Below are 13,389 nucleotides of genomic sequence, written 5' to 3'. Positions count from 1 at the left end.
GGACAGTATTCGACACTTCTCCCCCGCCTGGCAAGCCCTGCCGGCAGCCGGGACGCGTGCTACCGTGAAGGAGCCACCACAAGGCACAATTACAAAGCACCCTCACCAGGACGCCCGCCATGCCCCATCCCCTGCTCTCTCGCCAGCCCTTCACCGCGAAGGGCAAGGTGGTCTCCGCCCGCGAGGCCGTGAACCTGATCCGTGACGGCGACGCCCTGGCGACCGGCGGCTTCGTCGGCATCGGCTTCGCCGAGGGGCTGGCGGTGGCCCTGGAGGCGCGCTTCCTGGAGACCGGCGAGCCCCGCGACCTGACCCTGATGTATGCCGCCGGCCAGGGCGACGGCAAGGAGCGCGGGCTCAATCACCTGGGCCACGAGGGGCTGGTGGCGAAGGTGATCGGGGGCCACTGGGGGCTGGTGCCCGCCCTGCAGAAGCTCGCCATCGAGGGGCGCATCCAGGCCTGGAACCTGCCCCAGGGGGTGATCTCGCACCTCTTCCGCGACATTGCCGCCGGCAAGCCGGGCACCCTCACCCGCGTCGGCCTGGGCACCTTCGTCGACCCGCGCCTGGGCGGCGGCAGGATCAACGACGTCACCCTCGAGGAGCGCGTCTCGCTGCTGCCCATCGACGGCCAGGAGTACCTCTTCTACCGGGCCCTGCCGCTGCAGGTGGCGCTGCTGCGCGGCACCACCGCCGACACCCTGGGCAACGTCAGCATGGAGCGCGAGGCCCTGACCCTGGAGGCGCTGGCCATCGCCACGGCGGTGCGCAACTCCGGGGGCGTGGTGATCGTGCAGGTGGAACGGCTGGCCGAGCATGGCACCCTGCACCCCAAGGACGTGAAGATCCCCGGCATCCTGGTCGACTGCGTGGTGGTCTGCGAGGATCCGGCCCACCACTGGCAGACCTTCCGCACCGCCTACAACCCGGCCTTCTCCGGCGAGATCCGCGCCCCCATGGCGACCCCCGAGCCGCTGCCGCTCTCGGCCCGCAAGATCATCGCCCGGCGCGCGGCCTTCGAGCTCAGGCCCAACAGCGTGGTCAACCTGGGGATCGGCATGCCCGAGGGCGTCGGCGCGGTGGCGAGCGAGGAGCGCCTGCTCGAGCACCTGACCCTGACCGCCGAGCCCGGGGTGATCGGCGGGCTGCCGGCCGGCGGGCTCGACTTCGGCGCGGCGCTGAACACCCAGGCGATCATCGACCAGCCGGCCCAGTTCGACTTCTACGACGGCGGCGGGCTCGACATCGCCTTCCTGGGCATGGCCCAGGTGGACGGCGCGGGCCACGTCAACGTCTCGCGCTTCGGCCCCCGGCTGGCCGGCGCCGGCGGTTTCATCAACATCAGCCAGAACGCCCGCAAGGTGGTGTTCATGGGCACCTTCGTGGCCACCCGGGAGGCGCTTGCCATCGTCGACGGACGGCTCGAGGCGCCCCCGGTCGGACAGGGCAAGTTCGTCACCGAGGTGGAGCAACGCACCTTCAGCGGGACCCTGGCCGCCGCGGACGGCAAGCCGGTCTGCTATGTCACCGAGCGGGCGGTGTTCGAGCTCACCCCGGAGGGGCTCACCCTCACCGAGATCGCCCCGGGGGTCGATCTGGAGCGCGACGTCCTGGCGCTGATGGCCTTCGCCCCGCGGATGCCCGAACCGCCCCGGCTGATGGACGCGCGGATCTTCCGCGAGGCGCCCATGGGGCTCGCCGAGGAGCTGCTCGACCGGCCGCTGGCGCAGCGCTTCAGCCTCGACGAGGAGAAAGGCATCCTCTTCATCAACTTCGAGCACCTGCGGGTCGCCTCCCCGGAGGACATCGATGCCATCGAGCAGGAGGTCGAGCGCCGTCTCGCCCCGCTGGGCCACCGCGTCCAGGCCATCGTCAACTACGACCACTGCCGCATCGACGACGCCCTGCTCGCCCCCTACACCGAGATGGTGCGCGGCCTCGAGCAGCGCTTCTACACCCGGGTGACCCGCTACACCACCAGCGGCTTCATGCGCCGCAAGCTCGGCCACGCCCTGGAGGCGCGCGCCGTCTCGCCGCACATCTACGAGAGCGCCGAGGAGGCGGAGGCCCACCTGGGTGACAGCGAGGGTTGAGCCCGATGATCAGCGGCTGAGCACCAACGCCTCCACCGGCACCGGCCGTCCAAAGAGGTAGCCCTGGAAGGCGTGGCAGCCATGCGCCACCAGCCAGGTCCGCTGGGCCTCGGTCTCGACCCCCTCGGCGATCACCTCCAGCTCCAGGCTCTCGGAGAGGGCGATGGTGCTGGCGACGATGGCCGCACTGGCCTCGTCCTCCAGCAGGTCGCGCACGAAGGACTGGTCGATCTTGAGCTGGTCCAGGGGCAGGCGCTTGAGGTAGGAGAGCGAGGAGTAGCCGGTGCCGAAGTCGTCCAGGGCGAAGGTCACGCCATGCTCCCTGAGGCGCCGCATGGTCTCGCGGGCCTCGTCGCGATCGTCGACGAACAGGCTCTCGGTCACCTCGAGCTTGAGCCGCTCGGGGCGGGCGCCAGTGCTCGCCAGGGTGGCCAGCACGTGATCGACGAAGGCCGCCTCGCGGAACTGCTGGGGGCTGACGTTCACCGAGACCGTGAGGTCGGCCGTGGCGGGATCCGCGGCCCAGGCCACCAGCTGGCGACAGGCGGCCTCCAGCACCCAGCCGCCGATGGGCACGATCAGCCGGTTCTCCTCGGCCAGCGGGATGAAGTCGCCGGGGGAGACCATGCCCCGCTCCGGGTGCTGCCAGCGCAGCAGCGCCTCGACCCCGATCATGCGACGATCGGCATCCACCTGGGGCTGGTAGTGGAGCAGGAACTCGTCCCGGGCCAAGGCCTGGCGCAGGTCCGCCTCGAGCCGGGCACGGGCGTGAAGCTGGGCCTGCATGGCAGGGTCGAAGAAGCGCAGGGTGTCGCGCCCGGCCCGCTTCGCCTGGAAGAGGGCCATGTCGGCCTGCTGGAGGATCTCGTCGAGGGTCGTGCCGTGATCGCGGTAGAGCGTGATGCCGATGCTGCCGGTCATCGTCACCGAGCTTCCGGCCAGGCCGACCGGCGCCTGGAGCACCCCGAGCAGCTTGTGGGCGATACGCTCGGCAACGACCGCCACTCGCTGCGGGTCACGCCCCAGGTCGTGCAGCAGCACGGCGAACTCGTCGCCGCCCAGCCGTGCCAGGGTATCGGGGGCGCGCAACACCCCGCCCAACCGACTCGCGATCTGCTGCAGCAGCTGGTCGCCGGCATGGTGGCCCAGGGTGTCGTTGACCTGCTTGAAGTTGTCCAGGTCGAGATAGAGCAGCGCGCCGAACTGGTCGCTGCGATAGCTGTCCTTGAGCGCGCCCTCCAGGCGGTCCAGCATCAGCCGGCGATTGGGCAGCCCGGTCAGGGGGTCGTAGAAGGCGAGCTGGTGGACCTCCTCCTCGGCGGCCTTGCGCTGGGTGATATCGCTGAAGGTGGCCACGTAGTGGGTCAGCTCGCCGGCCTCGTCGCGCACCGCGCTGACGGTCAGCCACTCCGGGAACACCTCGCCGTTCCTGCGCCGGTTCCAGATCTCGCCCTGCCAGCTGCCGTTCTCCTGCACGCTCTCCCAGAGGTGCCGGTAGAAGGCCTCGTCGTGGCGCCCGGAGCTGAGCAGGCTCGGATTGCGCCCCAGCACCTCGGACTCGGCATAGCCGGTGATGCGGGTGAAGGTGTCGTTGACCTTGAGGATCCTGCTCTCGGCATCGGTGATGACCATCCCCATGTGGGTCTCGAAGGCGGTGGCGGCGATGCGCAGCTGGGCCTCCGTGGCGCGGGACTGGGTCACCTCGCGCACCACGGCGAGCACCCCGCTGAAGCCTTCGCCCTCCTCGGCCAGCGGACTGATGATGGCCTGGAAGTCGCGGGGCACGCCGGCCAGGGTGACGCGATACTCGGTCTCCACCGGCTCGCCGCTGGCCTTGAGCTTGGCCAGGGCCTGGTCGAACCGTTGCGCCACCGCGTCCGGCAGAACCTCGCGATAGTGGCGCTGCAGCAGTGCCTCGGCCTCGTCGAGCAGCTGGTCACGGTCCACGGCATGGACATAGACGAAGCGTCCCTCGGCATCGAACACGAAGATCATGTCCTGGATCGAGCCGATCAGGGCCTGCAGCCTCGCCTCGCGGTCCTGCACCGCCCGTCGGGCCTGCTCGCGCTCCATTAGCCGCCGGCGCAGGTCGCCCTCCAGTTGCAAGCGACCGAGGTAATGGTGCAGCAGCCACCAGCCCAGCGCCGCCACCACCAGGAAGATGGCGCCCAGCAGCCAGAGCCGCTGCCACCAGCCGGCGAGCAACACCTCGAGCTCCTCGCCGACCACCACCAGGAGTGGCAGCCCTTCGACCCGCTGCATGGCGTAGAGGCGCTCGTTGCCGTCCAGCGGCGAGGCGGTGCGCAGGGTCGTCGACGCCTCGCCGCTGTCGAGGAAGGCCCGGGTCAGCGGCTCGCTGACCGGGGTGCCGAGCACGCCCATGGCGCCCCTCTCATCGAAGGCCGGCCGCCGGGTGACCAGCCGCATTTCGGTATCGAGAATGGCAATGCTTTCGCCGCGGGTCATGTTCAGTCGCTCGAGGGCCTCGCCGAAGATGTCGGGATTGAGCCTAAGCACGGCCAGGCCCTGGAAGTCCCCATCCGGCCCGACCAGGCGACGGGCATGCGCCACATGGAAGTCCTGGCTGACGGCCGACCAGAAGAGCGGGGACACCCACTCCTGGCGGTCGGTATCCTGCTCGAAGGCCTGGAAATGGGGCAGGCCGGTGACGTCGAGACCCTGTGAAAATGCCGGGTTGGCAGAGGCCCGCAGCATCCCCCCGGCACTGACGATACCGAGGTCATCGATCAAGGCATGGCGATGGCTGTGCTGGCGAAGGAGTGCCTCGAGGGCTGCATCATTGCCGCGGCGTGCCAGCAATGCCTGCCCGAGAGGCGACTGGAACACCTGCACCAGGCTGGAGAGCGTGTGCTCGCTGACCTCGAAGGTACTGGCCACCCATTCGGCCACCAGGTCGGCCCGCGCGCTGGCGCGCTCCCGACCCAGCTCCAGGTCGCGTCGGTGCTGGTCCAGCAGGATCCCGGCGAACAGCAGCAGCAGGGCCAGCAGGGCGAACAGGTAGAGGGCGATGGCACGACGACACAGTCGCCGATGACGGCTCTCCAGCAGCGCCTCGTCGGAGGAGGGCGACACATCCCTCATGTCACGGGCAATCCTTGCGTTGCATCAAGGGGGTCAGTGTATCGGCTCGTCGACAGGAATGCGCCCGTGGCATTGGCGGTGCGCTTTCCCCCAGCGCCCATTGAAGCAGACCTCACCGCGGGCCACCATGAGAGAATCCGCCAACCATCGGACGGCACCGGGAAGCCCTGCCCATGGACGATGTCGCCAGCCAGTTCCTCACCGCCAACGAGTCCGCCATCCGCCTGGGCGTGGCGCTGCTGCTGGGCGCCCTGATCGGCATCGAGCGCGGCTGGGTGGCCCGGGAGCAGAAGTCCGGCGAGCGCATCGCCGGGATCCGTACCCACTCGCTGGTCGGGCTGCTCGGCGGCATCGCCGCGCTGCTCTCGGACACCGTCAGCGACTGGGCCTTTCCGCTGGTCTTCGTGGCCGTGGCCGGCATCAGCCTGGTCGCCTGGCGCGCCAAGCTGGCCGAGCAGCATGACTACAGCATCACCGGCCTGGTGGGCCTGCTGCTGACCTTCTGCTTCGGCGCGGTGGCCGTGGCGATCGACCTGGCGCTGGCCGCCGCCTGCGCGGTGATCACCGCGGTGATCCTCGACAACAAGCACGAGATTCACGGCCTGTTGAACAAGCTGCAGGCCCACGAGCTCGATGCCGGCCTCAAGCTGCTGCTGATCACCGTGGTGATGCTGCCGCTGCTCCCCGATCGCGGCATGGGCCCCGGCGAGGCGCTCAACCCCTACGAGATCTGGTGGATGGTGGTGCTGATCGCCTCGATCTCCTTTGTCGGCTACTTCGCCATGCGCCTGGGCGGCGCCGAGAAGGGCATCCTCTTCACCGGCCTCTTCGCCGGGCTCTCCTCCTCCACGGCGCTGACCCTGCACTTCGCGCGGACATCGCGCCAGAGCCGGGAGGTCGAGGCGATGCTGGCCGCCGGCATCCTGCTGGCCTGCGGCACCATGTTCCCGCGCATCCTGCTCTATGCCGCGGTGATCAGTCCCGGGCTGCTGCCGGCGCTGCTGCTCCCGGTCACGGTGATGGGAATGATGCTCTATCTGCCGGCGCTGTACCTCTGGCGCCACCACCGCCAGGCCCTCAGTGTCGACAGCCCCACCCCGATCCAGAACCCCCTGGAACTGCGCACGGCACTGCTGTTCGGCGGCCTGCTGGCGGTGATCATGCTGCTCGGCGAGTGGCTGCGCGGCGCCCTGGGCGAGGCCGGCATCTACCTGCTGGCGGCCTCCTCGGGGGTGGCCGACGTCGACGCCATCACCCTGTCGCTGACCCGCATGTCGCTGGAGCGCATCGCCCCCTCCACCGCGGTGCTGGGCATCGTGATCGCCGCCGCGGTCAACAATCTCTTCAAGTCGGGGCTGGCCACCGCCTTCGGTACCCGACAGCTTGGCAAGCGGGTCGCCCTGCCGATGGTCGCCTCGATGGGCGCGGGCCTGGCGCTGGCCTGGTGGCTGTAGGACACCGGCACGCTCAGAGACATGTGGAAGGCAGCGTCAGTTATTCGTCCTGGGACGTCCCCAGCAGCCGCGCCTCGAGCCGCCGGGCGAGCCCTTCGGCCCCGTCCTGCATCACGGCATGGTGGTTCCAGGCGAACAGCGGCCCCGCGACCGGGGCGACCAGGGCCATCCAGCGCCGCACGGGTCGTACCCGCCACTCGTAGCGCACTCGGGTGACAGGCCCCTCCTCGCTCAGCCGCCAGCGCCCGGTTCCCTGCACATCGCCCCGGGCCACGCCCTCGATCAGCCGACCCGGCAGGACACGGGTCACGCGGACCTCGAAGCACAGGCGATAGCCCATACGACTCTGCCAGGTATAGCGATAGACGCGGCCGATTCCCTCACTGTTACCCGGCGCCAGTTCTTCCACGGTGCGCAGGCCCTTCCACCAGGCCGGCCAGCACTGCGATCGTGCGATCGTCCGGTACACATCGTCGAGGGGGGCCTCGAGCCACCAGGTGGTGACAAATCGCAGCTCTGCCATGCATGGGCTCCAGCGCATCGTCCGGGACGCGGATTCAGGGCGTGAAGAAGCCGGCCGGCAGGTCGGGATCGATGACGATCTCCTCCAGCCGTACCCGCTCGATCACCTTGCCCCACCGGTCGCTGCTGGTGACCCGGCGCGGAAACAGCGTCTCGGCGTCGAGCCACAGCTCATAGCGGGCGACCTCGCCCACGCGATGCCCCTCCCCGCCCTGCACGACCAGGTGGTGGCTGCGCCGGCCATCGACCGGCGCCTCGCCCAGCAGGCACAGCTCTCCCTGCCGGTGCAGCCGTTGCACGTTGCGCAGCAGGGACGCGACGTCCGACTGGTCCACCCGGTGTCCCCTGGCGCTTTGCACCAGGGGGTTGAGGGGGCTGAGGGAGAGGCCGGCACGCCGCTGTGGCGACCCGAAGGGCCACAGCCTGACCCGCCGCGTCTCGGGGCTGTAGATCACCACGGCCCCCGGATAGGGCGAGACCAGGTCCATGCGGATGAAGCCCGGGCGACGATAGGCATAGCGGATGACCTCCTCGCCGCGTCGCCCCTGGCTGCGCAGCACCAGGCGGTAGACGTTGACCTCCTCGACGCGGGCCAGCGCCGCCGAGACCGGGTCGCTCGCCTGGCCGAGGGCCACCATCGACAGCAGTTCCGGCAGCATCTCTCCCTCCTAAATCGCCCGGACCTCGACCGGGCGACGCTTGCTTGGCAGTGCCACTGCCCTAGGCCGCGCCGGCGCCCAGCCGGGCCCGCTGACGCCGCCAGGCCGCGGGCGGCTGGCCGACTTCCCGGCGGAAGGCGCGACTGAAGGCGGACTCGGACTCGTAGCCGACTTCCAGCGCAATCGAGGCGATCGGTGCGCTGGACTGGCGCAGCAGCCCGGCGGCCACCTGCATGCGCCACTTGGCGAGGTAATGCATCGGCGCATGGCCGGTGAAGCGGGCGAAGCGCTCATGCAGGGACGAACGTGACAGGCCGACGTGATCGGCGAGCCGGTCGATCGTCCAGGCCTCGGCGGGCCGGGCATGAAGCAGCGCCAGGGCACGCCCGACATAGCGATCGTTCAGCCCGGCCAGCCAGGTCGGCGGCCCCTCGGGCAGGTCATGGAGGTAGCGGCGCACCAGCGCGACGAACATCGTCTCGCTCAGTCGCTCGAGCAGCGCCTCCCCGCCCGGCCGCTTGAGGGTCGACTCCGACAGCGCGAAGCGGATGAAGTGGGCAATCCAGTCATCGTCATCGGCCTGCCCGGCAGGCACATGCAGCAGCTGGGGGAGGCTGGCGAGCAGCGGGTTGAAGGGGTGCACGTCGCAGCCGAAGAAGCCGCATACCAGGGTCGCCCCGTGCCGGTCGCTGGCCGGGTCCAGTCGCGACATCGACAGCGAGGCACCGCGCCGGCTGGCGAAGAACGGCAGCTGCTCCGGGCGGGGCAATCCATAGGGGCGCATGTCCACCTCCCCGCGCAGGCCCGGCTCACTGGAGATCACATGGCGGTCGCCGTGGGGAAACATCACCACGTCGCCTTCCTGCAGCCGCACCGGCGCCTCGCCGACCACCATGGTCCAGCAGCTCCCCTGGGTCAGCACATGGTAGGCCATGACGTGGTCGATCCCCGGCATGATCAGCGCGGCGATGGCCCTGGCCGGGGGCGATTCGCTCACCCAGCGGTCATTGCCCTCGACATGGTAGAACACCGCCCCCCGCAAGCGGATGCTGCGCAGTACCTGGGACAGCGTGTCCTGACTCATGGCCACCTCGTCGGTGGGGGAAGGTGCGTCGAAGCCGGTATCACTCAGTATCGCGGACGATGCCCCCCATCGCCATGACAAACCGGATTCCCGGACAAGTCCGACGGAGTCGGGGCCAGTCGCGCCACCGCATGGCGCCGCATACTTCCGCAGTGGCCACCGCCACCGTTATTCCCCTGACCCGGAGAGGACCCATGGAAACCCTGACCTATCGCTCCCTGGACGGCCCCCTGGCCGTGCTGCAACCCGAGGAGGCCGAGGCACTCGCCGCCGGCATCCGGGGTGGTGTCATCACCCCCGCCGATGCCGACTACGAGGCGACCCGCCGCGTCTGGAACGGCATGGTCGACCGCCATCCGGCGTTGATCGCCCGCTGCCTGGGCAGCCAGGACGTGCGTCGTGCCATCGACTTCGCCCGCGACCACCGCATGCTGGTGAGCGTGCGCGGCGGGGGCCACCATATCGCCGGCAATGCCGTGGCCGAAGGCGGCCTGGTGATCGACCTCTCGGCCCTGCGGGGCGTGCGGGTCGACCCGCAGGCCCGGACTGCACGCGTGGGCGCCGGCGCCCTGCTCGGCGACGTCGACCACGAGACCCAGGCCTTCGGCCTGGCCACACCGCTGGGCATCAACTCCACCACCGGGGTGGCCGGGCTGTGTCTGGGCGGCGGCTTCGGCTGGCTGACCCGCCAGTACGGCCTGACCATCGACAACCTGCTATCCGCCGACATCGTGACCGCCGACGGCCAACTGCACGTGGTCTCGGCCAGCCAGGAACCCGAGCTGTTCTGGGCCCTGCAGGGCGGCGGCGGCAATTTCGGCGTGGTCACCTCCTTCGAGTTCCGGCTCCACCCGGTGGGCCCCCAGGTGCATGCCGGCCTGGTGGTCTACCCCTTCGCCCAGGCACAGAAGGTGTTGCGGGCCTGGCGCGACCTCAGCGCCGGGGCGCCGCGCGAGCTCAGCATCTGGACGGTATTGCGCCAGGCACCGCCGCTGCCGTTCCTGCCCGAATCGATCCATGGCCAGCCGGTAGTGGTCTTCGCCCTGGTGCACAACGGCGCCCTCGAGGAGGGCGAGCGCCTGGCCGCCCGTGTGCTCGAGTTCGGCGAGCCGGTCGGCAGCATGCTCGGGACCCAGCCCTATGCCGGCTTCCAGACCGCCTTCGACCCGCTGCTCACCGCCGGTGCGAGGAACTACTGGAAGTCCCACAACTTCCTGGCAGTCACCGATGAGCTCATCGACGCGGTGATCCGCGGGGCCGAGGCCCTGCCCGGGCCCGAGTGCGAGGTCTTCATCGCCCAGCTGGGCGGTGCCGCCGGCGAGGTCGAGGTGGCGGACACCGCCTACGCCGGCAGGGATGCCAACTTCGTGATGAACGTGCATGGCCGCTGGCAGGACCCCGCCGAGGATGACCGGGTGCGGGACTGGGCGCGGGGCGTCTTCCGTGACACCGGCCCGTTCGCCACCGGCGGCGGCTACGTCAACTTCCTGACCGAGGACGAGGCAGGCCGGGTCGACAGCGCCTATGGCCAGAACTACGCCCGGCTCCAGGAGGTCAAGCGCCGGTACGACCCCGACAACCTCTTTCGCATCAACCAGAACATCGCGCCCGCGGTGCTGGCCAGGACGGCATGACCCCGCCCGGGCCGGCACCCCGCTGCCGGCCCGGGTCCCTTTCGCCCCTCGGCCTCGTCGGGCGGCGGCGGGCTATACTGAGACGGCTCCCCACCCCGCGCCGACCCGTCCTGCCGGTACCGAGTATGCTGCCCCGGCACGGCGAGCCCGACGCCCCTGATCGCGAGAGGTACGGCCATGCACCGCCCATGGGTCGCCGCCGCGCTGCTGGCCTTGCTGCTCGCCAGCGGCCCGACCGTCGCCGAGCAGGAGGAGCGGGCGGAGGCCGCCGCCGCCAAGGCCGAGGTGCTGGAGCGGGTCGTCGCCCCCGACGCCCACGCCACCCCGCCCGACGAGCCGATCACCGAACAGGAGGTGCAGGCCGTGGACCCGGCGGGCAGCGATCCGCTGGAGGAGCCGATCACCTGCCTGGCACGCAGCATCTACTGGGAAGCCAAGGGCGTGCCCGGTCGCGACATGGAAGCCGTCGCCAATGTCGTCATGAACCGGCTCGCCCACGAGGGCTTTCCCAACTCGATCTGCGAGGTCGTCACCGAGGGCTCCGAGCAGCCCCCCTGCCAGTTCTCCTGGTGGTGCGACGGGCGCCCGGACGAGATCGTGGAACCCGACGCCTACGAGGTCGCCAGGGAGGTCGCCCGACAGGCGATCAATCAGGAACTGACCGACCACACCGCTGGCGCCCTCTATTTCCACCACCGGACGGTGTCGCCCGACTGGGCAAGCGTCTATCCCCGGACCGCAGAAACGGAGCAGTTCCTCTTCTACCGGCCCGATGACGGCATGGCCCGATAGCACGCCGCTCACTCACCTGCCGTCGCCGCGTCGCGGATATCGAGCCCCAGGAATCCGCCGGACTGACGGCGCCATAGGGCGGCATAGAGGCCGTCCCGGGCCAGCAGCTCGCGATGGGTGCCGCCCTCGATGATGCGCCCCTCGTCGATCACCACCAGGCGGTCGAGCATGGCGATGGTCGAGAGGCGGTGAGCGATGGCGATCACCGTCTTGCCTTCCATGAGCGCATAGAGCTGCTCCTGGATCGCCGCCTCCACCTCGGAATCCAGCGCCGAGGTGGCCTCGTCCAGCACCAGGATCGGCGCGTCCTTGAGCAGCACGCGGGCGATGGCGATGCGCTGGCGCTGGCCGCCGGAGAGCTTGACGCCGCGCTCGCCGACATGGGCGTCCAGGCCGCGGCGGCCCTGAGAGTCGACCAGTGCATCGATGAAGGTGTCGGCATGGGCGCGGCGCACCGCCTCGAGGATGGCCGCCTCGCTGGCCTCGGGACTGCCGTAGCGAATGTTGTCGCGCACCGAGCGGTGCAGCAGCGAGGTGTCCTGGGTCACCATGCCGATGTTGCGCCGCAGCGACTCCTGGGTGACCGCGGCGATATCCTGGCCGTCGATCAGGATGCGGCCGCCCTCCAGATCGTAGAAGCGCAGCAAGAGGTTGGCGAGCGTCGACTTGCCGGCCCCCGAGCGACCGATCAACCCCACCTTCTCGCCGGGGGCGATGGTCAGGTCCAGGCCGTCGAACACGCGCACGCCCTCGCCGTCGGGGCGGGCATAGCCGAAGCGCAGCGCCTCGAAGCGGATCTCGCCGCGAGGCACCGCCAGCTCGACGGCGCCGGGCCGGTCGCTGACCGCGGGTTCGCGGGCGATGGTGTTGATACCGTCCTGCACCGTGCCGATGTTCTCGAACAGGCTCGCCACCTCCCAGAGGATCCAGTTGGACATGAAGCGGATGCGCATCACCAGGGCGATGGCCACGGCGATGACGCCCAGCGACACCGCCTCCAGGTACCAGGCGCCGATGGCCATGGCGGCGGTGCCGGCCAGCAGCAGCGAGTTGAGCAGGGTCAGGCTCACGGTGAGGCCGGTGGCCAGACGCATCTGGCGGTGCACGGTGACCATGAACGCCTCCATGGCGTCGCGGGCATAGGCCTGTTCGCGACGGGTGTCGGCGAACAGCTTGATGGTCTGGATGTTGCTGTAGCTGTCGACGATGCGCCCGGTCATCAGAGCCCGGGCGTCGGCCTGCGCCATGGAGACCGCCCGCAGTCGCGGGACGAAGCCCCACATGATGGCGATATAGCCGGCCAGCCAGAGCACCAGGGGCAATATCAGCCAGGGCTCGGCACTGCCCATCAGCAGCATGGCGCCGGCGAAGTAGATGATCACGTAGACCATCAGGTCCATCAGCTTCATCACCGTCTCGCGGATCGCCAGCGCCGTCTGCATCACCTTCTGGGAGACCCGGCCGGCGAACTCGTCCTGATAGAAGGCCAGGCTCTGGCCGAGCATGTGGCGATGTGCCAGCCAGCGACCGATCATCGGGTAGTTGCCGAAGATGCTCTGGTGGGTCAGCAGCGCCTGCAGCAGCGTCAGCAGCGGCAGGCCGACGACGACCAGCGCCGCCATGCCCGCCAGCCGCCAGCCGTACTCGGCCAGGAAGCCCGCGCGCTCGGCACTCGCCAGCCAGTCGACCAGTTCCCCCATGTAGTGGAAGAACAGCACCTCCGCGGCCGAGACCAGCGCCGTGACAAGCGACATGGCGACCAGCAGACCCAGCACCGGCCGGGAAAAATGCAGGATGAAGGGCAAGAGCCCGCGGGGCGGCGTGCCGGTCTCGCCGGAGGGGTAAGGGTCCACCAGGTCTTCGAAAAAGCGGAACATGGCATCACCGGTGGTGGTAGCGGGTGTGGCCCCCGGGACGACGCCCCTGGGAGCCTGTCGGATTGGACCGATCGTCGCGAGAGATTCGGATTTCGAGACAAGTTTATCGATCTGATGAGGCGAATAGCCCGCTATTTAACAAATCAGACCGAATGAAATTGGCCGAAAGACC

Annotated in this window: 9 protein-coding genes; 4 read left to right on the top strand and 5 right to left on the bottom strand. The window is 69.7% G+C overall.

Translation table 11 applies throughout. The features are described 5' to 3' along the window. Positions 1-119: 119 nt before the first annotated feature. Positions 120-2,093, top strand: a complete 1,974-nt coding sequence (locus QLQ86_RS03345; protein ID WP_282815908.1) for an acyl CoA:acetate/3-ketoacid CoA transferase — start codon at positions 120-122, stop codon at positions 2,091-2,093. Between the two features lie 9 nt (positions 2,094-2,102). On the opposite strand, the gene QLQ86_RS03340 is transcribed toward QLQ86_RS03345, so the two are convergent. Further along, complete coding sequence (locus QLQ86_RS03340; RefSeq protein WP_282815907.1) at positions 2,103-5,195, bottom strand: bifunctional diguanylate cyclase/phosphodiesterase; 3,093 nt, start codon at positions 5,193-5,195, stop codon at positions 2,103-2,105. Between the two features lie 173 nt (positions 5,196-5,368). Here QLQ86_RS03340 and QLQ86_RS03335 point away from each other — a divergent pair, with 173 nt between their 5' ends. After that, positions 5,369-6,649, top strand: coding sequence for an MgtC/SapB family protein (locus QLQ86_RS03335; protein ID WP_282815906.1), 1,281 nt, complete (start codon positions 5,369-5,371; stop codon positions 6,647-6,649). A gap of 40 nt (positions 6,650-6,689) precedes the next feature. Here the strand turns inward: QLQ86_RS03335 and QLQ86_RS03330 are convergent, their stop codons facing one another. The 3 genes from QLQ86_RS03330 to QLQ86_RS03320 form a co-directional block, all read right to left on the bottom strand. After that, entirely contained in the window at positions 6,690-7,172 is a 483-nt protein-coding gene (locus QLQ86_RS03330; protein WP_282735462.1) for an SRPBCC family protein, read from the bottom strand. 34 nt (positions 7,173-7,206) lie between these two features. After that, complete coding sequence (locus QLQ86_RS03325) at positions 7,207-7,830, bottom strand: LolA family protein (protein WP_282815905.1); 624 nt, start codon at positions 7,828-7,830, stop codon at positions 7,207-7,209. Between the two features lie 61 nt (positions 7,831-7,891). Continuing rightward, on the bottom strand, positions 7,892-8,914 hold the full coding sequence (locus tag QLQ86_RS03320; protein WP_282815904.1) for an AraC family transcriptional regulator: 1,023 nt from the start codon (positions 8,912-8,914) through the stop codon (positions 7,892-7,894). Positions 8,915-9,108: 194 nt separating this feature from the next. On the opposite strand from QLQ86_RS03320, the gene QLQ86_RS03315 reads away from it, so the two are divergent. Together QLQ86_RS03315 and QLQ86_RS03310 are read left to right on the top strand one after the other, a co-directional pair. Beyond that, positions 9,109-10,548 (top strand): FAD-binding oxidoreductase, encoded by a 1,440-nt coding sequence (locus tag QLQ86_RS03315; protein ID WP_282815903.1) that lies wholly within the window; start codon positions 9,109-9,111, stop codon positions 10,546-10,548. A gap of 177 nt (positions 10,549-10,725) precedes the next feature. Further along, positions 10,726-11,340, top strand: a complete 615-nt coding sequence (locus tag QLQ86_RS03310) for a cell wall hydrolase (protein WP_282735458.1) — start codon at positions 10,726-10,728, stop codon at positions 11,338-11,340. 8 nt (positions 11,341-11,348) lie between these two features. Here QLQ86_RS03310 and QLQ86_RS03305 read toward each other — a convergent pair whose 3' ends face one another. Next, complete coding sequence (locus tag QLQ86_RS03305; RefSeq protein ID WP_282815902.1) at positions 11,349-13,217, bottom strand: ABC transporter ATP-binding protein; 1,869 nt, start codon at positions 13,215-13,217, stop codon at positions 11,349-11,351. Between the last annotated feature and the right edge of the window lie 172 nt (positions 13,218-13,389).

It is taken from the genome of Halomonas rhizosphaerae (assembly GCF_030012485.1).
Classification (GTDB): Bacteria; Pseudomonadota; Gammaproteobacteria; order Pseudomonadales; family Halomonadaceae; genus Halomonas; species Halomonas rhizosphaerae.
The sequence above is the reverse complement of the archived record's forward strand: the minus strand, read 5'-3'. Positions and strand labels throughout refer to the sequence as shown.

Bases quoted from the DNA above. Each gene is read 5' to 3' on its own strand.
- QLQ86_RS03345 (WP_282815908.1), top strand. From the start codon at position 120: ATGCCCCATCCCCTGCTCTCTCGCCAGCCCTTCACCGCGAAGGGCAAG.
- QLQ86_RS03340 (WP_282815907.1), bottom strand. From the start codon at position 5,195: ATGAGGGATGTGTCGCCCTCCTCCGACGAGGCGCTGCTGGAGAGCCGT.
- QLQ86_RS03335 (WP_282815906.1), top strand. From the start codon at position 5,369: ATGGACGATGTCGCCAGCCAGTTCCTCACCGCCAACGAGTCCGCCATC.
- QLQ86_RS03330 (WP_282735462.1), bottom strand. From the start codon at position 7,172: ATGGCAGAGCTGCGATTTGTCACCACCTGGTGGCTCGAGGCCCCCCTC.
- QLQ86_RS03325 (WP_282815905.1), bottom strand. From the start codon at position 7,830: ATGCTGCCGGAACTGCTGTCGATGGTGGCCCTCGGCCAGGCGAGCGAC.
- QLQ86_RS03320 (WP_282815904.1), bottom strand. From the start codon at position 8,914: ATGAGTCAGGACACGCTGTCCCAGGTACTGCGCAGCATCCGCTTGCGG.
- QLQ86_RS03315 (WP_282815903.1), top strand. From the start codon at position 9,109: ATGGAAACCCTGACCTATCGCTCCCTGGACGGCCCCCTGGCCGTGCTG.
- QLQ86_RS03310 (WP_282735458.1), top strand. From the start codon at position 10,726: ATGCACCGCCCATGGGTCGCCGCCGCGCTGCTGGCCTTGCTGCTCGCC.
- QLQ86_RS03305 (WP_282815902.1), bottom strand. From the start codon at position 13,217: ATGTTCCGCTTTTTCGAAGACCTGGTGGACCCTTACCCCTCCGGCGAG.